Origin of the sequence: Pseudomonas oryzihabitans, from assembly GCF_024652905.1 — a bacterium.
In the GTDB taxonomy this organism is placed as follows: domain Bacteria; phylum Pseudomonadota; class Gammaproteobacteria; order Pseudomonadales; family Pseudomonadaceae; genus Chryseomonas; species Chryseomonas benzopyrenica.
Window position 1 is genome coordinate 462,526 of the sequence record NZ_CP102428.1, and the last position, 22,490, is coordinate 485,015.

At 63.3% G+C, this 22,490-nt stretch carries 22 protein-coding genes, 1 tRNA gene and 1 pseudogene; 19 read left to right on the forward strand and 5 right to left on the reverse strand.

From position 1 onward, the window contains the following. Nucleotides 1–2: 2 nt before the first annotated feature. The 3 genes from NRG74_RS02135 to NRG74_RS02145 form a co-directional block, all read right to left on the reverse strand. Nucleotides 3–545 (reverse strand): invasion associated locus B family protein, encoded by a 543-nt coding sequence (locus NRG74_RS02135; protein WP_257705634.1) that lies wholly within the window; start codon nt 543–545, stop codon nt 3–5. Between the two features lie 75 nt (nt 546–620). Beyond that, nucleotides 621–959, reverse strand: a complete 339-nt coding sequence (locus NRG74_RS02140) for a zinc ribbon domain-containing protein YjdM (RefSeq protein WP_026083960.1) — start codon at nt 957–959, stop codon at nt 621–623. 78 nt (nt 960–1,037) lie between these two features. Then, nucleotides 1,038–2,051 (reverse strand): sensor histidine kinase, encoded by a 1,014-nt coding sequence (locus NRG74_RS02145; RefSeq protein ID WP_064308339.1) that lies wholly within the window; start codon nt 2,049–2,051, stop codon nt 1,038–1,040. 259 nt (nt 2,052–2,310) lie between these two features. Between NRG74_RS02145 and NRG74_RS02150 the strand changes: the two genes are divergently transcribed. After that, nucleotides 2,311–2,685 (forward strand): response regulator, encoded by a 375-nt coding sequence (locus NRG74_RS02150; protein ID WP_017642052.1) that lies wholly within the window; start codon nt 2,311–2,313, stop codon nt 2,683–2,685. An 82-nt stretch (nt 2,686–2,767) separates the two neighbouring features. Here NRG74_RS02150 and NRG74_RS02155 read toward each other — a convergent pair. Together NRG74_RS02155 and NRG74_RS02160 are read right to left on the reverse strand one after the other, a co-directional pair. After that, nucleotides 2,768–2,843, reverse strand: a tRNA-Asn gene (locus tag NRG74_RS02155). An 82-nt stretch (nt 2,844–2,925) separates the two neighbouring features. Then, nucleotides 2,926–4,128, reverse strand: coding sequence for an amino acid aminotransferase (locus NRG74_RS02160; protein WP_257705635.1), 1,203 nt, complete (start codon nt 4,126–4,128; stop codon nt 2,926–2,928). Nucleotides 4,129–4,375: 247 nt separating this feature from the next. Here NRG74_RS02160 and uvrB point away from each other — a divergent pair, with 247 nt between their 5' ends. The 18 genes and pseudogenes from uvrB (at nt 4,376) to fliE (ending at nt 22,477) form a co-directional block, all read left to right on the forward strand. Then, a complete protein-coding gene (uvrB, locus tag NRG74_RS02165) occupies nt 4,376–6,385 on the forward strand; it encodes an excinuclease ABC subunit UvrB (RefSeq protein WP_093254813.1) in 2,010 nt (669 codons plus the stop codon). A gap of 78 nt (nt 6,386–6,463) precedes the next feature. Then, nucleotides 6,464–7,945, forward strand: a complete 1,482-nt coding sequence (gene gltX / locus NRG74_RS02170) for a glutamate--tRNA ligase (protein ID WP_257705636.1) — start codon at nt 6,464–6,466, stop codon at nt 7,943–7,945. Nucleotides 7,946–8,002: 57 nt separating this feature from the next. After that, nucleotides 8,003–8,137, forward strand: a complete 135-nt coding sequence (locus NRG74_RS02175; RefSeq protein ID WP_257705637.1) for a hypothetical protein — start codon at nt 8,003–8,005, stop codon at nt 8,135–8,137. A 154-nt stretch (nt 8,138–8,291) separates the two neighbouring features. Beyond that, nucleotides 8,292–9,404, forward strand: coding sequence for a histidinol-phosphate transaminase (gene hisC / locus NRG74_RS02180; RefSeq protein ID WP_064308335.1), 1,113 nt, complete (start codon nt 8,292–8,294; stop codon nt 9,402–9,404). Further along, nucleotides 9,397–10,320, forward strand: a pseudogene (locus NRG74_RS02185) (prephenate dehydrogenase/arogenate dehydrogenase family protein); the annotation flags it as partial. The gene hisC and the pseudogene NRG74_RS02185, both read left to right, overlap by 8 nt. Before the next feature lie 20 nt (nt 10,321–10,340). After that, nucleotides 10,341–11,027: a (d)CMP kinase gene (gene cmk, locus NRG74_RS02190; RefSeq protein ID WP_007160398.1), complete on the forward strand. Its 687-nt coding sequence runs from the start codon at nt 10,341–10,343 to the stop codon at nt 11,025–11,027. A 140-nt stretch (nt 11,028–11,167) separates the two neighbouring features. Beyond that, nucleotides 11,168–12,847 (forward strand): 30S ribosomal protein S1, encoded by a 1,680-nt coding sequence (rpsA, locus tag NRG74_RS02195; protein ID WP_059315566.1) that lies wholly within the window; start codon nt 11,168–11,170, stop codon nt 12,845–12,847. Between the two features lie 187 nt (nt 12,848–13,034). Beyond that, the gene (ihfB, locus tag NRG74_RS02200) at nt 13,035–13,322 is read left to right on the forward strand and encodes an integration host factor subunit beta (RefSeq protein ID WP_007160396.1); all 288 of its coding nucleotides are present in this window, start codon (nt 13,035–13,037) and stop codon (nt 13,320–13,322) included. Nucleotides 13,323–13,566: 244 nt separating this feature from the next. Further along, entirely contained in the window at nt 13,567–13,788 is a 222-nt protein-coding gene (locus NRG74_RS02205; protein WP_017642060.1) for a hypothetical protein, read from the forward strand. 139 nt (nt 13,789–13,927) lie between these two features. Then, complete coding sequence (locus NRG74_RS02210) at nt 13,928–14,902, forward strand: NAD-dependent epimerase/dehydratase family protein (RefSeq protein WP_017642061.1); 975 nt, start codon at nt 13,928–13,930, stop codon at nt 14,900–14,902. After that, complete coding sequence (locus NRG74_RS02215) at nt 14,899–15,957, forward strand: MraY family glycosyltransferase (protein WP_082900443.1); 1,059 nt, start codon at nt 14,899–14,901, stop codon at nt 15,955–15,957. Before NRG74_RS02210 ends, NRG74_RS02215 begins: the two co-directional genes overlap by 4 nt. Before the next feature lie 10 nt (nt 15,958–15,967). Further along, the gene (locus NRG74_RS02220; protein WP_017642063.1) at nt 15,968–17,950 is read left to right on the forward strand and encodes a polysaccharide biosynthesis protein; all 1,983 of its coding nucleotides are present in this window, start codon (nt 15,968–15,970) and stop codon (nt 17,948–17,950) included. A gap of 221 nt (nt 17,951–18,171) precedes the next feature. Continuing rightward, nucleotides 18,172–19,236: a dTDP-glucose 4,6-dehydratase gene (gene rfbB, locus NRG74_RS02225; protein WP_064308332.1), complete on the forward strand. Its 1,065-nt coding sequence runs from the start codon at nt 18,172–18,174 to the stop codon at nt 19,234–19,236. Nucleotides 19,237–19,308: 72 nt separating this feature from the next. Next, on the forward strand, nt 19,309–20,190 hold the full coding sequence (rfbA, locus tag NRG74_RS02230; RefSeq protein WP_007160390.1) for a glucose-1-phosphate thymidylyltransferase RfbA: 882 nt from the start codon (nt 19,309–19,311) through the stop codon (nt 20,188–20,190). Beyond that, nucleotides 20,190–20,726, forward strand: a complete 537-nt coding sequence (gene rfbC, locus NRG74_RS02235) for a dTDP-4-dehydrorhamnose 3,5-epimerase (RefSeq protein WP_017642065.1) — start codon at nt 20,190–20,192, stop codon at nt 20,724–20,726. The genes rfbA and rfbC overlap by 1 nt, the downstream gene beginning before the upstream one ends. Then, complete coding sequence (rfbD, locus tag NRG74_RS02240; protein ID WP_257705638.1) at nt 20,723–21,637, forward strand: dTDP-4-dehydrorhamnose reductase; 915 nt, start codon at nt 20,723–20,725, stop codon at nt 21,635–21,637. The genes rfbC and rfbD overlap by 4 nt, the downstream gene beginning before the upstream one ends. A gap of 59 nt (nt 21,638–21,696) precedes the next feature. Then, nucleotides 21,697–21,990 (forward strand): ComEA family DNA-binding protein, encoded by a 294-nt coding sequence (locus NRG74_RS02245; RefSeq protein WP_173149256.1) that lies wholly within the window; start codon nt 21,697–21,699, stop codon nt 21,988–21,990. Between the two features lie 145 nt (nt 21,991–22,135). Further along, on the forward strand, nt 22,136–22,477 hold the full coding sequence (gene fliE / locus NRG74_RS02250) for a flagellar hook-basal body complex protein FliE (RefSeq protein ID WP_257705639.1): 342 nt from the start codon (nt 22,136–22,138) through the stop codon (nt 22,475–22,477). Nucleotides 22,478–22,490: the final 13 nt, after the last annotated feature.

Here is a 22,490-nt window from a genome sequence, read left to right on the forward strand (position 1 = left end):
TATCACATCGGCTTGGTCAGTTCCTTGGCGCGGTCATAGGCCTTGGAGAAGCCCTTGAGCGACAGGCTTTCGCTGGCGGTCTCGCCGTTGGCGACCGGGGTGGTCACGGTCAGGCGCCCACCGCGCTGCAGCTGCTTGAAGACGTCACCGACGAATTCCACCGGCACCACGCAGCCCTGGGGGATGCAGGTATGGAAGGGCCGATTCTCTAGGCTGCGCTTGTCGATCTGCAGCGAGATCGGCTTGGTCACCGCCACGCCGAAGGGCAGCACCAGGATGCCGTCCACGCCTTCGCGATTGGGGCGCAGCTCGGTGACCAGCATGCGCTGGCCCTTGGCACTGTCCTTCTGCTGGGTGATGGCGCACAGCTGCACGGAACGGTCCGCATTACGGGCGATACGGCAGATCACCTGCCAGTCGCCATACTTCTCCGTGACCGACGGCTGGGGTTCCTGGGCGTTGGCAGGCGCCGACTGGGCGAAGGCCTGGCCGGCGAGCAGCAGGGGCGCGAGGAACAGGGCCGGGCGGAGAAAGCGATAAGACATGGAGAGTCCTTGGCAGGAGGAAAAGAGCCTCAAGGGTAGGCCATCGCTCCGCCAGGGAACACCCCGGCACGACGATCAGACCTTTTTGACGAACTCGGATTTGAGCTTCATCGCACCTATGCCCTCGATCTTGCAGTCGATGTCGTGATCGCCATCGACCAGGCGGATGTTCTTGACCTTGGTGCCGACCTTGACCACCAGGGACGAGCCCTTGACCTTGAGATCCTTGATCACGCTGACGGTGTCGCCGTCCTGCAGGGTATTGCCGACCGCATCGCGGATCACCTTGGCCTCGTCCGTGGCGCCGGTGTCACCGGGCGTCCATTCGTGGGCGCACTCTGGACAGATCAGCTGAGCGCCGTCGGCGTAGGTGTATTCGGAAGCACAGAGGGGGCAGGGCGGCAGAGCGGTCATGGCGAAGGACACCTGGCTGGAAAAGCCGCGCATTGTATAGGGTTTTAGCCGCACCCGGGTGTCTGTGAGGCCGTTGCACTAGGCGGCCAGCTGCACCTCGACCACGGTGCCATTGTCGTTGCGATAGCGGGCTTCGCCGCCGAGCTGTTCGGCCAGGCTATTGATGATCTTGAAGCCCAGGCGTTGGCTGGTGCGCGGATTGAACTGCTGCGGCATGCCCCGACCGTTGTCGGCGATGCGCAACAGCAGTCGCTGATCGTCGTCGCGTTGCAGGCTGATGCTGATCAGCCCGCGCTGGCTGGCGTCGAAGGCGTGCTTGAGGGAGTTGGTCACCACCTCGGCCACCAGCATCGACAGGGTGGTCAGGCGGGGAAGGTCGAAATTCAGCGGCTCGGCAGTGATGGCGCAGGAGACGTTGGCCTGTCCCGCGGCGGCCAGCAGGTCATTGGTCAGCAGCTGCAGGTGATGGGCCACTGGCTGCGCGGCGTCGGCCGGATCGTGCAGTCGCCGGTGGATGCGCGAAATGCTCTCCAGTCGCGAACGCGCCTCTTCCAGGGCTTGGGACGCCTGGCTGTCGCCGGGCAACTTGAGTTGCTGCAGCATGAGCAACGAGGCGATGAACTGGATGTTGTTGGCGACCCGGTGCTGCAACTCCTGGAACATCGTCGTCTGGACGTCGTAGAGGTCGTGGATCACCTGCTGCTCGGCGCGCAGTCGGGCGCTTGCTCTATGCATGTAGTGGATCAGGGCGATGTCCACCCCGACGATGACGACGTAGAAGGCCAGGGCCAGAAAGCCCTGGGCGCCGACATCGAAGGTCCAGCCCGGAGGAATGAAGAAGTACCAGGCGGCCAACCCGGACAGCACGGCGCACAGGGTGCCGGCGCGGCTGCCGCAGAAGAAGGTGGTCAGGATGACGGCGGGAAAGAAGGTGAGGTAGGGAAAGCCCTGCAGCAGGACGTCCACCAGGGCGAAGCGTGCCGCCAGGGCCAGGGCGAACGCCAGCAGCGCGAGGCCGTAGGCCAGTACCGGGCGAGCGCGGATCCTGCTGCTGAGATCGCTGATCCAATGACGACGAGACGAAGGATCCAAGGCTCTAACCTGTGGGGTAGACAACGGCGGCGCAAGCTTAACGCATAGCGGTCTCGCTTAGGGGGATGAGCGCACCAAAGGTGGCTTTGCCCGGTCCGACGGCGGCCTGTACAAGAGTTGGACCGCCTCGGCCGTTTCCCCCGCTCGCTAATCGGTCAGGTATGTTTCTTGTACAACAGTGCCCTTGGTCGTACAGCTCAGGACGCTAGTGGATTGCTATGGTCAAACGATTGCAATCTTTCAATCACAGGATCCGCTCATGAATCGCCAGCGTGTACTAGTCGCCGAGGATGAGCCTGTTCTGCGCGAGCTGTTGCAGGAACTCTTCGAAGGCTGGGGTTACCAGGTGTATGCCTTTGGCAGCGCGGATGCCGCCTGCGCCTTCTTGCAGGAAGCGCAGCCCAAGCTGGATCTGCTCTTTACCGATGTGCGGATGCCGGGCCTTCTGAGTGGTGTGGATCTGGCACTCCAGGCGCGTGGCCGTCAGGCCCACCTGCCCATCGTCATCACCTCGGGCTATTGCGACGACAACCCTGCTCGTGCGGCGCGGGCGACCTTCCTGCCCAAACCCTGGGATCTGGAGGCGTTGCACCGCAGTTGCCCAGCGCCCGGTGCTCAAATGAATCCTGTCTAGGCACTCGACAGCTGTGGCGCTGCCCAAATCGCGCCCATGAAAAAGCCCGTAGCGGTCGCCCGCTACGGGCTTTTTCAGATTTTGGCTCCGCGACCTGGACTCGAACCAGGGACCCAATGATTAACAGTCATTTGCTCTACCGACTGAGCTATCGCGGAACAACGGGGCGTATCTTACTGATAGATAACGGGAAGTCAAGCCTCAGCGGCACCAGAAAAACGGTCCGCCGAACGCCCGTCGTCAGCCCTGCAATACCGCGGCGATGGCCTGGATGGTGGGCGGCAGATTGCGCTCGTTCAACGCGGCCACGCAGATGCGTCCGGTACTGACCGCATAGATGCCGAATTCGCTCTTCAGCCGCTCGACCTGCTCGGCGGTGAGGCCGGAGTAGGAGAACATGCCGCGCTGGGCGTTGACGAAGGCGAAGTCGCGGGTAGCGCCAGCCGCGGCCAAGCCTTCCACCAGGGCGTTGCGCATGGTGCGAATGCGCTGGCGCATTTCCCCCAGCTCGGCTTCCCACAGGGCGCGCAGCTCGGGATTGCTCAGCACGCTGGCGACGATGGTGGCGCCATGGGTCGGCGGGTTGGAGTAGTTGGTGCGGATGACCCGTTTGATCTGAGACAGCACCCGGGCGCTTTCCTCGCGGCTTTCGCTGACCAGGGTCAGGGCGCCGACGCGCTCGCCGTACAGCGAGAAGGACTTGGAGAAGGAGCTGGAGACCAGGAAGGTCAGACCGGAATCAGCGAACAGGCGTACGGCCTGGGCGTCTTCCTCGATGCCGTCGCCAAAGCCCTGGTAGGCGATGTCGAGGAAGGGCACCAGGTTACGCGCCTTGACCACGTCCAGCACCGCCTGCCAGTCGGCCGGTTGCAGATCCACGCCGGTGGGGTTGTGGCAGCAGGCGTGCAGCACTACCACCGAGCGCTCCGGCAATGCCTGGAGATCGGCCAGGAAGCCGGCGCGGTTCATGCCATTGCTGGCGGCGTCGTAATAGCGATAGTTCTGCACGGGAAAGCCAGCGCCCTCGAACAGCGCCCGATGGTTTTCCCAGCTCGGGTCACTGATGGCGACCACGGCATCCGGCAGCAGCCGCTTGAGGAAGTCTGCGCCTATCTTCAGCGCACCGGTGCCGCCGACGGCCTGTACGGTGATGGCGCGACCTTCGCGCACCAGGCTCGACTCGGCGCCGAACAGCAGGTGCTGCACGGCCTGGTCGTAGGCGGCGATGCCCTCGATGGGCAGGTAGCCACGCGGCGCCTGAGCGGCCACGCGCTGGCGCTCGGCCTCGGCCACGGCGCGCAGCAGCGGAATGCGGCCCTGCTCGTCGTAGTAGACCCCCACGCCCAGATTGACCTTGTGCGGACGGGCGTCGGCGTTATAGGCCTCGTTCAGGCCAAGGATGGGGTCGCGGGGTGCCATTTCGACGGCGGAGAACAAACTCATGGGGCAGGGGCTCGAATGAGGGGTGAAGGGAAGGGCGGAACGCTTAGGAACCAGGAGTATAGCCCCCTGTAGGCCCCATCGCGACCCGACCTCGGCAGGAGATTTCCTGACGTGCGGCGCCGCGGGCGGATTGCAAAGGGGTGCATGCGACCTCATCTAGGGGCTTCCAGCTTTTTCCTCGTCCACACCGCCCTGGCCTTGCGTCAGCGCGGTGGTGTCCGTGCATTTCCGCGCTACTGAGGCAGCCATGTCCGCATTCCAGCTTTCCACCCGCTACACCCCGGCCGGCGACCAGCCCGAAGCCATTCGCCAGATGGTGGAAGGCCTGGAGGCGGGCCTGTCGCATCAGACCCTGCTCGGCGTGACCGGCTCGGGCAAGACCTTCAGCATCGCCAACGTCATCGCCCAGGTGCAGCGCCCGACCATGGTGCTGGCGCCGAACAAGACCCTGGCCGCGCAGCTCTATGGCGAATTCAAGGCCTTCTTCCCGAACAACTCGGTGGAGTACTTCGTCTCCTACTACGACTACTACCAGCCGGAAGCCTATGTGCCCTCGTCAGACACCTTCATCGAGAAGGACTCGTCCATCAACGACCACATCGAGCAGATGCGCCTGTCCGCCACCAAGGCACTGCTGGAGCGCAAGGACGCCATCATCGTCGCCTCGGTATCTTCCATCTACGGCCTGGGCAGTCCCGAGGCCTACCTGAAGATGGTCTTGCACCTGGATCGCGGCGACCGCATCGACCAGCGCACCATCCTGCGCCGGCTGGCCGAGTTGCAGTACAGCCGCAACGACATGGAATTCGCCCGCGCCACCTTCCGGGTACGCGGCGACGTCATCGACATCTTCCCCGCGGAATCCGATCTGGAAGCGGTGCGCATCGAGCTGTTCGACGACGAGGTGGAGAGTCTGTCGGCCTTCGATCCGCTGACCGGCGAAGTGATCCGCAAGTTGCCGCGCTTCACCTTCTATCCCAAGACCCACTACGCCACGCCGCGCGAAACCCTGCTGGGCGCCATCGAGAACATCAAGCTGGAGCTCGCCGACCGCCTCGAATGGCTGCGCAGCCAGAATCGTCTGCTCGAAGCCCAGCGGCTGGAGCAGCGCACTCGCTTCGACCTGGAGATGATCCTCGAACTGGGCTATTGCAACGGCATCGAGAACTACAGCCGCTACCTGTCCGGGCGTGGTCCGGGCGAGCCGCCCCCCACCCTCTATGACTATCTGCCGAGCAATGCCCTGCTGGTAATCGACGAATCCCACGTCACCGTTCCGCAGATCGGCGCCATGTTCAAGGGCGACCGCTCGCGCAAGGAAACCCTGGTGGAATACGGCTTCCGCCTGCCCTCGGCGCTGGACAACCGGCCGCTCAAGTTCGAGGAATGGGAAGCCGGCGCGCCCCAGACCATCTTCGTCTCGGCGACCCCCGGTCCCTATGAGGAAGAACACGCCGGCCGCGTGGTCGAGCAGGTGGTGCGACCTACCGGCCTGGTCGACCCCATCATCGAGATCCGCCCGGCCACCACCCAGGTGGACGATCTGCTCTCCGAGATCCGCCTGCGCGTGGCCCAGGAAGAGCGGGTGCTCTGCACCACCCTGACCAAGCGCATGGCCGAGGACCTCACCGACTACCTGGCCGACCACGACGTACGGGTGCGCTACCTGCACTCGGACATCGACACCGTGGAGCGGGTGGAAATCATCCGCGACCTGCGCCTGGGCACCTTCGACGTCCTGGTGGGCATCAACCTCTTGCGCGAAGGCCTGGACATGCCCGAGGTCTCCCTGGTGGCGGTGCTCGACGCCGACAAGGAAGGCTTCCTGCGTTCCGAGCGCTCGCTGATCCAGACCATCGGCCGGGCGGCACGTAACCTCAACGGCAAGGCCATCCTCTATGCCGACAACATGACCGGCTCCATGCAGCGGGCCATCGACGAGACCGAACGCCGGCGCAACAAGCAGCTGGCCTTCAACGAAGAGCACGGCATCGTGCCCCAGGGCATCAAGAAGGACATTCGCGACATCATGGAAGGCGCTGCGGCCCCGGGTGCCAAGGGCAAGCGTCGCGTGGCCAAGGCCGCCGAGGATCAGGGTGAGTACGCCGCCGAACTGCGCTCGCCGAGCGAGATCGGCAAGCGCATCCGTCAGCTCGAAGAAAAGATGCTGCAACTGGCGCGCGACCTGCAGTTCGAGTCCGCTGCCCAGCTGCGTGACGAGATCCAGGCGCTGCGCGAGCGCCTGGTCCAGGTGTAAGCCTGCTCCAACTGGCAGCGCCGACCCCGGCGCTGCTACCATTCCGCCTTTGTCCCTTCGCGTTTTTCGAGAAAGCCGATGACCACCGTTCGCACGCGCATCGCGCCGTCGCCCACCGGCGACCCGCATGTCGGTACCGCCTATATCGCCCTGTTCAACCTCTGCTTCGCCCGTCAGCACGGGGGGCAGTTCATTCTGCGCATCGAGGATACCGACCAGGTCCGTTCGACCCGCGAATCCGAACAGCAGATCTACGATGCCCTGCGCTGGCTGGGCATCGAGTGGGACGAGGGCCCGGACGTCGGTGGCCCCCATGGCCCCTATCGGCAGAGCGAACGCAGCGAGATCTACTGGAAGTACGCTCGTGAGCTGGTGGAGAAGGGCCATGCCTTCTACTGCTTCGCCACGCCCGAAGAACTCGACCAGATGCGTGCCGAGCAGCAGGCGCGCGGCGAGACCCCGCGCTACGACGGTCGCGGCCTGCGCCTGAGCCAGGACGAGGTGCAACAGCGCCTGGATGCCGGCCAGCCCTATGTGATCCGCATGAAGGTGCCGGAGGAGGGCGTCTGCGTCGTCCCCGACCTGCTGCGCGGTGATGTCGAGATCCCCTGGGATCGCATGGACATGCAGGTGCTGATGAAGGCCGACGGCCTGCCCACCTATTTCCTGGCCAACGTGGTCGACGACCACTTGATGGGCATCACCCACGTCCTGCGCGGCGAAGAGTGGCTGCCCTCGGCGCCCAAGCTGATCAAGCTCTATGAATACTTCGGCTGGGAGCAGCCGCAGCTCTGCTACATGCCACTGCTGCGCAACCCGGACAAGAGCAAGCTCTCCAAGCGCAAGAATCCCACCTCGGTGACCTTCTACCAGCGCATGGGCTACCTGCCCGAGGCCATGCTCAACTACCTCGGCCGCATGGGCTGGTCCATGCCCGACGAGCGCGAGAAATTCACCCTGGACGAGATGGTCGAGCATTTCGACCTCCAGCGCGTGTCTCTCGGCGGTCCGATCTTCGACGTCGAGAAGCTCTCCTGGCTCAACGGCCAGTGGCTGCGCGAGCTGAGCCCCGAGCGCTTCGCCGCCGAGGTGCAGCAGTGGGCGCTCAATCCCGAGTACCTGCTCAAGATCGCCCCCCTGGTGCAGCAGCGCGTCGAGACCTTCAGCCAGATCGCCCCGCTGGCCGGCTTCTTCTTCAGCGGCGCCCTGAATCTGGAGCCGGCGCTGTTCCAGCACAAGAAGCTGTCCGCCGACCAGGTCCGCCTGGTCATGCAGCTGCTGCTGTGGAAGCTCGAAGCCCTGCGCCAGTGGGACAAGGAGCGCATCACCGCGGTGATCCAGGCCGTCGCCGAGCACCAGCAGCTCAAGCTGCGCGATGTCATGCCGCTGCTGTTCGCCGCCATCACCGGCCAGGCCAGTTCGGTCTCGGTGCTGGATGCCATGGAAATCCTCGGGCCGGACCTCACCCGCTTCCGCCTGCGCCAGGCGGTCGAGTTGCTGGGTGCGCCTTCCAAGAAGGAAACCAAGGAGTGGGAGAAGCTGCTGGCCGAACTCGGCTAACCGGCTTCCGGCCGACCCGCCCTGGGGTCGGCCTCTCGCTTGCGCCAGGACGGACCCATGACCTCCCAGCGGCACACTGTGCCGGAACACGTGCTGGCCTTGCTCAACGCGACGCGGATGATCGCCCTGGCGGTCAATCTCCATCGCCAGGCCGGATTGCCGACCGGCGCGCGATCCTCGATCTGGCCCTGACGATCAACCCGTGACCGGGTCGTTACAGCGCCATCAGTGAGGGGCTTTCCGTCGCGCAGGCGCAACTTCGATTGGTCCGCGACCCGCCTTGGCTTTAAGATGGCGCCCATTTTCGGCGGCCCGACCGTCGTCATCGCAAGTTGAAGAGGTCTCCATGAGCTGCGATTTCCTGGCACAAGCCCTTCCCGGCGTACAGAAACTTTCGCCCTACGTGCCCGGCAAGCCCGTCGATGAACTGGCCCGCGAGCTGGGTATGGCGCCGGCCAGCATCGTCAAGCTCGCCAGCAACGAGAACCCTCTCGGGCCCAGCGCCAAGGCCCTCGACGCCATCCGCGCCGAACTGGCCGAGCTGACCCGCTATCCCGATGGCAACGCCTTCGACCTCAAGCAGGCCCTGAGCGAGCGTTTCGGCGTGGCCGCCACTGGCATCACCCTGGGCAACGGCTCCAACGACATCCTCGAACTGGTCGCCCGCGCCTACCTGGCACCCGGCTACAACGCCGTGTTCAGCGAGCATGCCTTCGCCGTCTATCCCCTGGTGACCCTGGCCATCGGTGCGGAAGGCCGCAGCGTCCCAGCCAAGGACTACGGGCATGACCTCGAGGCCATGCTCGCCGCCATCGATGCCGACACCCGGGTGGTCTTTGTCGCCAACCCCAACAATCCCACCGGCACCTGGTTCGACAGCGAGGCCCTGGCGCGCTTCCTCGCCCGTGTGCCCGAGCACGTCCTGGTGGTACTGGACGAGGCCTACATCGAATACGCCGAAGGTGATGAACTGCCAGACGGCCTGGCGTTCCTGGCCCAGTACCCCAACCTCATCGTCTCGCGGACCTTTTCCAAGGCCTATGGCCTGGCTGCCCTGCGCGTCGGCTATGCCTTCTCCTCGCCAACCGTGGCCGATGTCCTCAACCGGGTGCGCCAGCCGTTCAATGTCAACAGCCTGGCCCAGGCGGCGGCCTGTGCGGCTTTGGCCGATAGCGATTACCTGGCCCGCAGCCGCGCCCTCAACGATGCCGGCATGGCCCAGTTGGAAGCCGGTTTCCGCGATCTCGACCTCAAGTGGATTCCCTCCCGTGGCAATTTCATTGCCGTGGACCTGGGGCGCGAGGCTGCGCCGATCAACCAGGGGCTGCTGCAGGAGGGCGTCATCGTGCGGCCCGTCGCCGGCTATGGCATGCCCACCTTCCTGCGCGTCTCCATCGGCACCGAAGCGGAAAATGCCCGTTTCCTGGCGGCGCTGAGCAAGGTCCTGGGTCGTGGCTGAAGTGGCCACCCCCCTGATCGAACGTCTCGTCGTTGTCGGCCTGGGCCTGATCGGCGGCTCCTTCGCCAAGGGCGCCCGCGCCAGCGGCCTCTGCCGTGAGGTGGTCGGGGTCGACCGGGATCTGGAGACTCGCCGGCTGGCGGTCGAACTGGGCGTCGTCGACCGCTGCGTCGCCGAGCTGGCCGAGGCCTGCCCGGGTGCCGACGTCATCCAGCTCGCCGTACCGATTCTCGCCATGGAGCGGGTGCTGGCCGATCTTGCGGCCCTGCCACTGCAGGGCGCCATCCTCACCGACGTCGGCAGTGCCAAGGGCAATGTGGTACGCGCTGCGCGGCGGGCCTTCGCCGGCCAGTCGCTGCGCTTCGTGCCGGGTCATCCCATCGCCGGCTCCGAGCGCAGTGGCGTCACGGCGGCCAATGCGGCACTGTTCAATCGCCACAAGGTCATCCTGACGCCGCTGGAAGAAACCCTGCCGACCGATCTGGACAAGGTTGATCGGCTCTGGCACGCCATAGGGGCCGATGTCGAGCACATGACCGTCGAGCACCACGACCAGGTTCTCGCCGCCACCAGCCATCTGCCCCATCTGCTGGCCTTCAATCTGGTGGACTCCCTGGCCAAGCGCAGCGAGAACCACGAAATCTTCCACTACGCCGCTGGTGGCTTTCGCGATTTCACCCGTATCGCCGGCAGCGATCCGACCATGTGGCACGACATCTTCATCGCCAATCGCGAAGCCGTGCTGCAGGCGCTGGACACCTATCGCACCGATCTCGACGAACTGCGCGGCGCCATCCAGGCCGGCGATGGTCAGTTCCTCATGGAGGTGCTGACCCATGCGCGCGGCGCGCGCGAATACTTCGGGCGCATCCTCGCCAGTCGTACCCAGGCTGGCGCCCAGGTCGCCGCCCATCATTCTCTTACGGAGGGGCACTCATGAGCAGTACCGCACCCGTCATCACCCTCGATGGTCCCGGCGGTTCGGGGAAAGGCACCCTCGCGGCGCTGGTCGCCCGGCAGCTCGGCTGGAATCTGCTGGATTCCGGCGCGCTCTATCGCCTGCTGGCCTTCGCTGCGCGCAACCATGGCGTGGATTACACCAACGAGGAGTCGCTCAAGCTGCTGGCGGCCCATCTAGACGTCCAGTTCCTCGCCGGCCATGAACACGGCCAGCGCATCATTCTCGAAGGCGAGGACGTCACCGACGTCATCCGGACCGAGGAAGTCGGCGCCGGTGCCTCCCAGGTCGCCACCCTGCCGGCCGTGCGCGATGCCCTGCTGCAGCGCCAGCAGGCGTTCCGCGAAGCGCCCGGTCTGGTGGCCGACGGTCGCGACATGGGCACCGTGGTGTTCCCGGACGCCGAGCTGAAGATCTTTCTGACCGCCGGTGCCGAGGAACGGGCACAGAGGCGTTATCTTCAGTTGAAGCAGAAGGGCGAAAATGTTAGCTTGCCTGCCCTCCTGGAAGAGATCCGTGAGCGGGACGCCCGCGATAGTCAGCGTAGCGTTGCTCCGCTCAAGCCGGCCGACGATGCCGTCGAGCTGGATTCCACGCATCTCTCCATACAACAGGTATTGGAACGCATCCTGACCCTGGCCGCCGAACGCGACCTGGCGGGATGAAGGCCGAGACTCATCCGAGTCGTCGGTGAAAGCTGCCGGGAACCAGTCGCATCCTGGCAGCCGGATGGTAACCACTCACCCCGCATGGGCTGGTCATGCGGTAGCCGGATACATCGGGTATCCATACAACAGGTATGAACATGAGCGAAAGCTTCGCAGAACTCTTTGAAGAAAGTCTGAAATCCCTCGACATGCAGCCGGGCGCCATCATCGTCGGCACCGTGGTGTCGATCGATGGCGACTGGGTTGTGGTCGATACCGGCCTGAAATCCGAAGGCCTGGTTCCGCTCGAGCAGTTCTACAACGAACAAGGCGAGCTGACCATCAACGTGGGTGACGAAGTCCACGTAGCCCTGGATGCCGTCGAAGACGGTTTCGGCGAAACCAAAGTGTCTCGCGAAAAGGCCAAGCGCGCCGAGTCCTGGCTGGTCCTGGAAGCCGCGTTCAGCGCCGACGAAGTGGTCAAGGGTGTCATCAACGGCAAGGTCAAGGGCGGTTTCACCGTCGACGTCAGCGGCATCCGCGCGTTCCTGCCGGGCTCCCTGGTCGATGTCCGTCCGGTGCGTGACACCACTCACCTGGAAGGCAAGGAACTCGAGTTCAAGGTCATCAAGCTGGACCAGAAGCGCAACAACGTTGTCGTTTCCCGTCGTAGCGTCCTGGAAGCCGAGAACAGCGCCGAGCGTGAAGCTCTGCTGGAATCCCTGCAGGAAGGCCAGCAAGTCAAGGGTATCGTCAAGAACCTCACCGACTACGGTGCGTTCGTCGACCTGGGCGGCGTAGACGGCCTGCTGCACATCACCGACATGGCCTGGAAGCGTATCAAGCATCCGTCGGAAATCGTCAATGTCGGCGACGAGATCGACGTCAAGGTGCTGAAGTTCGACCGCGAGCGCAACCGCGTCTCCCTGGGTCTGAAGCAGCTGGGCGAAGATCCGTGGGTCGCCATCAAGGCCCGTTACCCGGAAGGCACCCGCGTTCAGGCGCGCGTCACCAACCTCACCGACTACGGCTGCTTCGCCGAGCTGGAAGAGGGCGTGGAAGGCCTGGTGCACGTGTCCGAAATGGATTGGACCAACAAGAACATCCACCCGTCCAAGGTCGTTCAGGTCGGCGACGAAGTGGAAGTCATGGTTCTGGATATCGACGAAGAGCGTCGTCGTATCTCCCTGGGCATCAAGCAGTGCCGCGCTAACCCGTGGGAAGAGTTCTCGGGTCAGTTCAACAAGGGCGACCGCATCTCCGGCACCATCAAGTCGATCACCGATTTCGGTATCTTCATTGGTCTGGAAGGCGGCATCGATGGCCTGGTACACCTGTCCGACATCTCCTGGAACGAAACCGGCGAAGAAGCCGTGCGTCGCTTCAAGAAGGGTGACGAGCTGGACACTGTGATCCTGTCCGTTGATCCGGAGCGCGAGCGCATCTCCCTGGGCATCAAGCAGCTGGAAGACGATCCGTTCTCCAACTACGCCTCCCTGAACGAGAAAGGCACCATCGTGCGCGGTACCGTCAAGGAAGTCGATGCCAAGGGCGCTGTCATCACCCTGGGCAACGAGATCGAAGGCGTCTTGAAGGCGTCCGAAATCAGCCGTGATCGCGTTGAAGACGCCCGTAACGTGCTGAAGGAAGGCGACGAAGTCGAAGCCAAGATCATCAGCATCGATCGCAAGAGCCGCGTGATCAGCCTCTCCGTCAAGTCCAAGGACGTCGACGACGAGAAGGAAGCCATGAGCTCCCTGCGTAGCAAGCAAGAGCCTGCTGCTGGCCCCACCACCATCGGCGACCTGATCAAGGCGCAGATGGAAAGCCAGAACTAAGTTCGAGCTTGAATAAAAGGCGGCCCTTCGGGGTCGCTTTTTTTTGTCTGGAAGAAAGCGGGCAGGGTGGTCACGACCCGTAAAAAGTTGTGGAGGCCAAAGCCGCCAGCTTGACTTTTCAAAAATCGGCCAGCGTGCTAAAAGTCCTTGAAGGTGATCTAGCCGCTTGATAACGAAGGAAAAATCCATGACCAAGTCGGAGTTGATCGAGCGCATCGTTTCCTATCAGGGGCAGCTGTCGTCCAGGGACGTCGAGCTGGCGATCAAGACCATGCTGGAGCAGATGGCCCAGGCGCTTTCCACCGGGGACCGTATCGAGATCCGAGGTTTCGGCAGCTTCTCTCTGCACTATCGGGCTCCGCGTACCGGGCGCAATCCCAAGACTGGCGAGTCGGTCTTGCTGGACGGCAAGTTCGTTCCGCACTTCAAGCCGGGTAAGGAGTTGAGGGACAGGGTCAACGAGCTGGAGCCATAAAGCCGTCGCTGGTTTCCCGCCTTTTCTTCGTCTCTCGCCAAAGTTTTGATTTTCCTGTCTTTTTTGCTTTCCTCAAAGCTGTCAAAAAAGCGTTATCGATAAGATCTTTATCGTTATTTTGACGTTTACAAAAAAAGTCAAGACGTTTTGATATTTTTGTAGACGGGTTCCGATTTTTGTATGAGACTTCCTTCACATAAGGTCTTGGGTGACCTCGTAGTCCACGCCGAGTGAGGAAGTTGTCATGCGCCACTATCTTTTCATCTGGATCGGTATCGCCGCCTGCTTCACCAGCATGCACTTCGGCCACCCTTTCCTGGCAGTAGCCGCTCTGGCCGGTAGCTGGATGGTTGCGCTGTTCCTGCAGCCCGCTCAGCGTGTCGAGAGCTTCTCGCGTCACTATGTCGCCCAGCCGGCCGCGCGCTTCCAGGCCGTTGAAGTCCAGACTTCCGCCAAGACCTTCTAAGGTTCTTAAGTTTTTTCGGCCCGCCGCGCTCAGGTTCGGCGGGCTTTTTTATGCCTGCGTTTTGCGTCGCTAGGCCCCTGCGGGGCAATGTCTTACCATAAGCGCCCTTTCCTGGCTGACTGCACGGCGCAACACCTTGATGGAACGCAAGATTCTGGTGACAGGGGCGGGGGGCTTCGTTGGCGCGGCCCTGGTCCGGCAACTACAGGCCAAGGGCTATTCGGTGGTCGCGGCGCAACGTCAGGTGGCAGCTGCCTCCGACGACGGCAAGGTCACTCCGGTGATTCGCGAGTTGTCCGCCGCTACCGATTGGTCCGCGCCTCTGACAGGGGTGGATACCGTCATCCACCTCGCCGCCCGCGTCCACCAATTGGGCGAGCAGCCCGGCGCAGCCAGCGAGGCGCGCTACGACGAGGTGAATCGGGCGGCAACTCTCAAGTTGGCCCGGGATGCCCAGGCTGCCGGCGTCCGTCGCTTCATCTTCGTCAGCAGCATCAAGGTCAATGGTGACTGGACCCTTCCCGGCAAGCCCTTTCGCGCTGACGATCTTCCCGCACCCACCGATGCCTACGCGCGTTCCAAGGCCGCTGCCGAACAGCAGCTGTTGGCGCTGATGGCCGAGACCGGGCTGGAAGTGGTCATCGTGCGTCCACCGCTGATCTACGGGCTTGGGGTAAAGGCCAATGTGGCCCGCCTGCTGGACACCCTGGCGCGGGGAGTGCCGCTTCCTTTGGGAGGCATTCGGCACAACAGGCGTAGCCTGCTCGCATTGGAAAATCTGCTCGACCTGTTGATCCTGTGCATCGCGGAGCCCAAGGCAGCAGGTGCCATCCTGCTGGTCAGCGACGATGACGATCTTTCCACCGCCGAGTTGCTCGAAGCCCTCGGTGAAGGCCTGGGCCGGAAACCCCGGCTGATCGCCGTTCCGTCTGCCTGGCTCGAATGGGGCGCCAGATTGCTGGGGCGGAGTGCGGTGGCGCAGCGTCTCTGTGGGTCGCTGCAGGTCGACATCCAGCCCACCAAGGCCTTGCTGGGCTGGCAGCCCCCGCTGTCGGCACGCGCCGCCTTGCGTGCGCTGGGCGCGCAACGGGTCGGTGCGGAGGGCCGGAAATGATGCTGCTCCTATTGCTCCTATTGCTCCTGGCCGGCGGCTGCAGCTGGCTAGGCACGGCGGCGCTCCGCCGCTATGCCCTGTCCGGTGGCCTGCTGGATGAACCCAATGCCCGCAGTTCGCACCAGGTTCCGACCCCGCGCGGTGGCGGTCTGGCAATCGTCGTGGTGTTCGTGCTCGGCTGTATCGTCCTGCAGTTGCTGGGACAGCTCGATGCGGCTTCTTCCGGGGTACTGATCGGTGCGGGATTGCTGGTGGCGGTGCTCGGCTTCGTCGACGATCATCGGCACGTGGGCGCCGGCTGGCGTCTGCTGGGTCACTTCCTGGCGGCGGTCGCTGTCCTGCTGTGGCTGGGCGGCTATGGCGCGCTTCCTGCGCAGCTGTCTGCTGTTCTGGGGCTGCCCGGCTGGCTGGTGATGACCCTTGGCGTCCTCTATCTGGTCTGGATGCTGAATCTCTACAACTTCATGGACGGCATCGATGGTATCGCCGGCGTCGAGGCGCTCGTCGTCTGTCTGGGCATGGCGCTGATCTATGCCGTGACCGGCCATGGCGCCTTGCTGGGCGCACCGCTGCTGCTGGCGGCGGCCGTGGGTGGCTTCCTATGCTGGAATTTTCCGCCCGCGCGCATCTTCATGGGCGATGTCGGCAGTGGTTTTCTCGGTCTGATCCTCGGCATGCTGTCGTTGCAGGCGGCACTGGCCGACCTGGCGCTATTCTGGGCCTGGCTGATCCTGCTCGGCGTCTTCGTGGTGGATGCGACCTGGACCCTGTTGCGGCGGCTGAGCCGGGGCAAGAAGCCCTACGAAGCCCACCGCACCCACGCCTACCAGTGGGCGTCGCGCCGGCACGGGGCCCATCGCCCGGTGACCCTGGCGGTGCTCGCCATCAACCTGTTCTGGTTGCTGCCTATCGCTTTGCTGGTGGGGCTGGGGCTTTTAAGTGCCATACTGGGGCTCTTGCTTGCCTATGGGCCTTTGCTTTGCCTGGCCCTTCGATACCATGCTGGGACCGATGAGGTAGCCATGGCTGCGCAGTCCACCGGATTCAGGGATTAGGGACACTGACATGTTGCGTGACCATCTGGTCAAGCTGAACCGGCGTACAAAACGAGTCATTCAGGTCGCGGTCGACCTGTTGCTGATCTGGCTCTCGCTCTGGTTGGCCTTCTATCTGCGCCTGGGTTCCGTGCAGATGATCGAGCCCTTCAGCGGGCATGCCTGGCTGTTCATCACTGCGCCGGCCATCGCCATTCCCCTGTTCATCCGCTTCGGCATGTACCGCGCGGTCATGCGCTACCTAGGCAACGACGCTCTGATCGCCATCGCCAAGGCGGTGACGTTGTCGACGCTGCTGCTATCGGTAGTCATTTACTGGTATCGCGATCTACCCGAGATCGTCCCGCGTTCGATGATCTTCAACTACTGGATCGTCAGCCTGATCCTGATCGGCGGCCTGCGTCTCGCGCTGCGCCAGTATTTCCTGGGCGACTGGTATCGCGCTATCACCGTGCCCTTCATCAAGCAGCCGGACGAGTTGCCCCGTGTCGCCATCTACGGCGCCGGCTCGGCGGGCAACCAACTGGTCGCGGCGCTGCGCATGGGCCGGGCCATGCGTCCGGTAGCTTTCATCGACGATGACAAGAGCATCGCCAATCGCATCATCGCCGGGCTCAAGGTCTATACTCCCAAACACATCCAGCAGATGATCGACGAGACGGGCGCCGAGGAGATCCTCTTGGCGATACCGTCCGCTACGCGTGCACGCCGGCGCGAAGTGCTTGGGCTGCTGGAACCCTATCCGCTGCACGTTAGAACCGTGCCGCGGATCAGCGACCTGGCCTGCGGCAAGGTGCAGGTAGACGATCTCCAGGAGGTCGACATCGCCGATTTGCTGGGTCGGGATCCCGTTACCCCCCGGCCCGAACTCTTCGCGCGCTGCATCACCGGTCAGGTGGTCATGGTGACCGGGGCAGGGGGCTCCATCGGCTCCGAGCTGTGCCGGCAGATCATCGGCCAGAAGCCACGCACCCTGATCCTGCTCGACCATGCTGAATTCAATCTCTATAGCATCCACCGCGAGCTGGAGGCCTATATCCAGCGCGAAGCCCTACCGGTCACCCTGGTGCCGGTGCTGGGTTCCATCCGCAACGCGCCGCTGCTCCTGCAGGTGATGCGACACTGGAAGGTCGCCACGCTTTACCACGCGGCCGCCTACAAGCACGTGCCCATGGTCGAGCACAACATCGCCGAGGGTTTCGGCAACAACGTCCTGGGTACCCTCAATGCCGCCCAGGCGGCCATCCAGGCCGGCGTGACCAGCTTCGTGCTGATCTCCACCGACAAGGCGGTACGGCCTACCAACATCATGGGCAGTACCAAGCGCCTGGCCGAGATGATCCTGCAGGCGCTCAGCCGTGAAGCGGCGCCTGTGCTGCATGGTCAGGCCGACGGCATCCACCAGGTCAATCGCACCCGCTTCACCATGGTGAGATTCGGCAACGTGCTAGGTTCGTCCGGTTCGGTCATCCCGCTGTTCCGGACACAGATCCGCAAGGGCGGGCCGGTCACCGTCACCCATCCCAAGATCACGCGCTTCTTCATGACCATCACCGAGGCCGCCCAACTGGTCATCCAGGCGGGCGCCATGGGCGAGGGGGGAGATGTCTTCGTGCTCGACATGGGCGAGCCGGTACGCATCGTCGAGCTGGCCGAGCAGATGATCAAGCTGTCGGGCCTGAGCGTACGCTCGCCCACCAATCCCCATGGCGATGTCGCCATCGAGTTCACCGGGCTGCGGCCCGGTGAAAAGCTCTATGAAGAGTTGCTCATCGGTGACGATGTCAGTCCGACCTCCCATCCGAAGATCATGCGCGCCAGTGAAGATTTCCTGGCCTGGGATGCCTTTCGCACCGCCCTCGTCGAGCTCAATCGCGCGATCGAGGCGGGTGATTACCTTCGCGTCCGGCAGCTGCTGCGCGACACCGTTGCCGGCTATTCGCCAGAGGGCGACATCGTCGACTGGCTGCACGGTAAGAGATCCATCGAGTGATCCCGTCCACGCTTTCCCTCGGCCTGGATTTGAAGCCGAGCACAGAAGCGGCAGCCTCCCACCGCTAGGCTGAACTTTCTTTTCCTGCCACTGTTTAACTCAGGTCTTTGGGTGCATGGCTGTGGCTGTGACCCGAGCCAGGGATGGCTGCGCCGTCCTCCGATGTCTCGTCCGCAGCGCCGGGCGCGATGATGTACAAATCGATATAGGCAGGATTCAGGATGAAGGTACTGGTAACAGGTGGCGCGGGTTTCATTGGTTCCGCCGTGGTACGTTTTCTTATCAACGAAACCCAATGCAAGGTTGCCAACGTCGACAAGCTGACGTACGCCGGTAACGTGGACTCCCTGGCCGAAGTCGCCGACTCCGACCGCTACGAGTTCCACCAGGTGGACATCTGCGACTTCGCCGCCCTGCAGCAGGTCTTCGCGTCCTTCCAGCCCGATGTCGTCATGCACCTGGCTGCCGAGTCCCACGTGGACCGCTCCATCGAGGGCCCTGCCGCCTTCATCCAGACCAACGTGGTCGGCACCGGTGTCATCCTGGAAGTGACCCGCGCCTACTGGAACGAGTTGGCGCCGGAAGCCAAGGCCGCCTTCCGTTTCCACCACATTTCCACCGACGAGGTCTACGGCGACCTTCACGGTACCGATGACCTCTTCACCGAGACCACCCCCTATGCGCCGAGCTCGCCCTATTCGGCCAGCAAGGCCGGCAGCGACCACCTGGTGCGTGCCTGGGGCCGGACCTACGGTCTGCCGGTGCTGGTGACCAACTGCTCGAACAACTACGGTCCCTATCACTTCCCCGAGAAGCTGATTCCCCACGTCATCCTCAATGCCATCCACGGCAAGCCGCTGCCGGTCTATGGCGACGGCTCCCAGGTGCGTGACTGGCTGTTCGTCGAAGACCATGCCCGTGCCCTTTACACCGTGGTGACCCAGGGCGAGATCGGTGAGACCTACAACATTGGCGGTCACAACGAGAAGCGCAACCTGCAGGTCGTCGAGACCATCTGCGACCTGCTCGAAGAGCTGGCTCCGCAGAAGCCCGAAGGCGTCGAGCGCTATCGCGACCTGATCACCTTCGTCAAGGACCGTCCCGGTCACGACATGAGATACGCCATCGACGCCAGCAAGATCGGTCGCGAACTGGGCTGGACGCCGGAAGAGACCTTCGAGACCGGCATGCGCAAGACCGTAACCTGGTACCTGAACAATCGTGAGTGGTGGCAGCGGGTACTGTCCGGCGCCTATCGCCTCGAACGTCTCGGCGACGCCGTTTAACGATCCTATCGCGGACACGCCTGCAGGCGTGTCCGACCGACAGCAACAGTCAATTTTCAGAGGACGATTGCCATGAGCAAATACAAGGGAATTCTGCTGGCCGGTGGCTCCGGTACCCGTTTGCACCCCATTACCCTGGGCGTGTCCAAACAGTCGCTGCCGATCTACGACAAGCCCATGATCTACTATCCGCTGTCCGTGCTGATGCTGGCCGGTATTCAGGAAGTCCTGATCATCTCGACGCCGGCCGACCTGCCCGGCTTCCAGCGCATGCTCGGTGACGGCAGCCACTTCGGCATGCAGCTGAGCTATGCCGAGCAGCCCAGTCCGGACGGGCTGGCTCAGGCCTTCATCATCGGTCGCGAATTCGTCGGCGATGACAACGTCTGTCTGGTCCTGGGCGACAACATCTTCTACGGTCAGCGCTTCAGCGAGACGCTGCTCAAGGCGGCGAGCGTGGAGAAGGGCGCCACCGTCTTCGGCTACTACGTGGCCGACCCCGAGCGCTTCGGTGTGGTCGAGTTCGACGAGCAGGGCAAGGCCCTGAGCATCGAAGAGAAGCCCAAGAAGCCGAAATCCAACTACGCCGTCACCGGTCTGTATTTCTACGACAACGACGTGCTGGACATCGCTGCCAACATCAAGCCGTCGCCCCGCGGCGAGCTGGAAATCACCGACGTCAACAACGAGTACCTGCGCCGTGGCTCGCTGAACGTTTCCCTGCTGGGTCGTGGTTTCGCCTGGCTGGATACCGGTACCCACGATGCCCTGCTGGAAGCCGGCCATTTCGTCCAGACCATCGAGAAACGCCAGGGCCTGAAGGTCGCCTGCCTCGAAGAGATCGCCTTCCAGAAAGGCTGGATCACCTGCGAGCAGATGGCATTGCAGGCCGAAGCCCTCAGCAAGACCGGCTACGGCCAGTACCTGGCCCGTTTGTGCAAGGAGCAGGACTGATGCAGGTCTTCGATACCGCGATCCCGGACGTCAAGCTAATCGAACCCAAGGTCTTCGGTGACGACCGCGGCTTCTTCCTGGAGTCCTTCCAGGCGGAGCGCTATGCCCAGCAGGCGGGGATCACCCTGGCCTTCGTCCAGGACAACCACTCACGTTCCGCCCGCAATGTGCTGCGCGGTCTGCATTTCCAGCGCAGCAAGCCGCAAGGCAAGCTGGTGCGCGTCGTGCGCGGCGAGGTGCTGGACGTGGCCGTCGACATCCGTCGCGGTTCGCCTACCTTCGGCAACGTGGTCGCCGAGATCCTCTCGGAAGACAACAAGCGCCAGCTCTGGATACCGCCGGGCCTCGCCCACGGCTTCGTGGTGCTGTCGGAAACCGCTGATTTTGAATACAAGTGCACAGATTATTACGATCCCTCTGATGAAGGGTCTTTGATCTGGAATGATCCGGATCTGAATATCGACTGGCGGGTAACGGATCCCATCCTGTCCGCCAAAGATGCACAAGGTCTTCGATTGGCGGAGCTGTATAGATGAAGATACTGGTTACCGGCGCGAACGGTCAGGTCGGACGTTGTCTGACCGATCGGCTTCAGCGTTCAGAACTGGCATGGGAGGCCCATGGACGTGCCACTCTGGATATCGCTGACGAAGGCTCGGTAACCAGCCATCTCGAGCGATTCGCGCCGGACGTCGTGATCAATGCGGCCGCCTACACGGCGGTCGACAAGGCCGAGCAGGAGCCGGAGATCGCCGCCCGTGGCAATATCGAAGGTCCCGCAGTTCTGGCCCAGGCCTGCGGCGCTGCCGGTATCGCGCTGCTGCATCTGTCCACCGACTATGTCTTCGACGGTACGGCGACCGAGCCCTACCAGGTCGAGGATCCGGTCAGCCCCTCCGGGGTCTACGGCATGACCAAGCTGGAAGGGGAGAATCGGGTGTTCTCCGCTTGCCCGCGCTCGGTGGTGCTGAGAACAGCCTGGGTATTCAGCGAACACTGCAACAACTTTCTCAAGACCATGCTGCGGCTTGCCGCCGATCGCGACGAATTGCGCGTGGTCAGCGATCAGGTGGGTTGCCCGACCTATGCTGGCCATATCGCCGACGCCCTGTTGCAGATCGCCGTCCAGGCTCAGGCTCAGCCCGAGCAGGTGGCCTACGGGCTCTATCACTTCGGTGGCGACAGCGGCCTGAGCTGGTGCGACTTCGCGCGCTACATCGTCGATGCCGGCCAGGAGCTGGGCATGCTGGAGCGCGCGCCGCTGATCACTGGCATCGCCACCTCCGAGTTTCCCACCCTGGCCAAGCGCCCAGCCTATTCCATGCTGGATTCCAGCGCCCTGGAGCAGCATTTCGCTATCCCGCCCAGCGACTGGCGCCAGGGTGTGCGCCAGACCCTGCTGGCGCTCAGGACCGAGCGCGCCCAGGCAGGGTCGCTGGTGAGTTGACCGCCTGATCCTTTGCGTTAAGCTCCTCGAATCAAACAGCGGAACAAGGAGGTTCCTCTATGAGATTCATCTGGATAGTGACGTTGCTGGCCCTGCTCAGTCCCTGGGCGGGTGCTTGCGAGCCCAGCGCGATTGCCGCGACCAAATCTGCCGATCCGGCGCCGCTGAACATCAATGTCGCCGACGCCACCGCGCTGCAACGGCTGCGGGGTATCGGGGCGGTCAAGGCACAGGCCATCGTCGACCATCGCCAAGCCCATGGCGCCTTTGCCTCCGTGGACGAGCTGCTCGAGGTCAAGGGTATCGGCAAGGCCCTGCTGCAGCGCAACCGTGAACTCCTCAGCGTCGACTGATTTTCGGCAAACTTTAACCGTCTCTCGGCATCTTTTTACCAAGCCATTGTTTTAGCTGAATTTTTAGGATCTGGCACAGGCATTGCTCTATCTCTGACACGAGTGGGTACGGCGTCAATTTCCCGTGCCAGAGGAGCAGAGCAAAATGGTTCAAGGTGTCGAGTTCAATCGGTTGATGCTGGAAATGCGCTCCATGCAGACCGAAGCCATGGCCCGGTCGAAAGTCGTCGCAGCGCCTGCTGCCGGCGCAGAGCAGGTCCAGGGTCCGAGCTTCGCCGACATGCTCAGCAAGGCCGTGGGCTCCGTCAACGAGACCCAGCAGACCGCCGGCGAGATGGCCAAGGCCTTCGAGCTGGGTCAGGGTGGCGTCGACCTCACTCAAGTCATGATCGCTTCGCAGAAGGCCAGCGTCTCCGTGCAGGCCTTGACCCAGGTACGCAACAAGTTCGTGCAGGCGTACCAAGACATCATGCAAATGTCGATTTGAGGACGGTCTAGAA

Bases quoted from the DNA above. Each gene is read 5' to 3' on its own strand.
- rfbD (WP_257705638.1), top strand. From the start codon at position 20,723: ATGAAGATACTGGTTACCGGCGCGAACGGTCAGGTCGGACGTTGTCTG.
- gltX (WP_257705636.1), top strand. From the start codon at position 6,464: ATGACCACCGTTCGCACGCGCATCGCGCCGTCGCCCACCGGCGACCCG.
- NRG74_RS02215 (WP_082900443.1), top strand. From the start codon at position 14,899: ATGATGCTGCTCCTATTGCTCCTATTGCTCCTGGCCGGCGGCTGCAGC.
- rfbB (WP_064308332.1), top strand. From the start codon at position 18,172: ATGAAGGTACTGGTAACAGGTGGCGCGGGTTTCATTGGTTCCGCCGTG.
- NRG74_RS02205 (WP_017642060.1), top strand. From the start codon at position 13,567: ATGCGCCACTATCTTTTCATCTGGATCGGTATCGCCGCCTGCTTCACC.
- ihfB (WP_007160396.1), top strand. From the start codon at position 13,035: ATGACCAAGTCGGAGTTGATCGAGCGCATCGTTTCCTATCAGGGGCAG.
- NRG74_RS02135 (WP_257705634.1), bottom strand. From the start codon at position 545: ATGTCTTATCGCTTTCTCCGCCCGGCCCTGTTCCTCGCGCCCCTGCTG.
- cmk (WP_007160398.1), top strand. From the start codon at position 10,341: ATGAGCAGTACCGCACCCGTCATCACCCTCGATGGTCCCGGCGGTTCG.
- uvrB (WP_093254813.1), top strand. From the start codon at position 4,376: ATGTCCGCATTCCAGCTTTCCACCCGCTACACCCCGGCCGGCGACCAG.
- fliE (WP_257705639.1), top strand. From the start codon at position 22,136: ATGGTTCAAGGTGTCGAGTTCAATCGGTTGATGCTGGAAATGCGCTCC.
- rfbC (WP_017642065.1), top strand. From the start codon at position 20,190: ATGCAGGTCTTCGATACCGCGATCCCGGACGTCAAGCTAATCGAACCC.
- rfbA (WP_007160390.1), top strand. From the start codon at position 19,309: ATGAGCAAATACAAGGGAATTCTGCTGGCCGGTGGCTCCGGTACCCGT.
- NRG74_RS02140 (WP_026083960.1), bottom strand. From the start codon at position 959: ATGACCGCTCTGCCGCCCTGCCCCCTCTGTGCTTCCGAATACACCTAC.
- NRG74_RS02210 (WP_017642061.1), top strand. From the start codon at position 13,928: ATGGAACGCAAGATTCTGGTGACAGGGGCGGGGGGCTTCGTTGGCGCG.
- NRG74_RS02160 (WP_257705635.1), bottom strand. From the start codon at position 4,128: ATGAGTTTGTTCTCCGCCGTCGAAATGGCACCCCGCGACCCCATCCTT.
- NRG74_RS02175 (WP_257705637.1), top strand. From the start codon at position 8,003: ATGACCTCCCAGCGGCACACTGTGCCGGAACACGTGCTGGCCTTGCTC.
- hisC (WP_064308335.1), top strand. From the start codon at position 8,292: ATGAGCTGCGATTTCCTGGCACAAGCCCTTCCCGGCGTACAGAAACTT.
- NRG74_RS02150 (WP_017642052.1), top strand. From the start codon at position 2,311: ATGAATCGCCAGCGTGTACTAGTCGCCGAGGATGAGCCTGTTCTGCGC.
- NRG74_RS02220 (WP_017642063.1), top strand. From the start codon at position 15,968: ATGTTGCGTGACCATCTGGTCAAGCTGAACCGGCGTACAAAACGAGTC.
- NRG74_RS02245 (WP_173149256.1), top strand. From the start codon at position 21,697: ATGAGATTCATCTGGATAGTGACGTTGCTGGCCCTGCTCAGTCCCTGG.
- rpsA (WP_059315566.1), top strand. From the start codon at position 11,168: ATGAGCGAAAGCTTCGCAGAACTCTTTGAAGAAAGTCTGAAATCCCTC.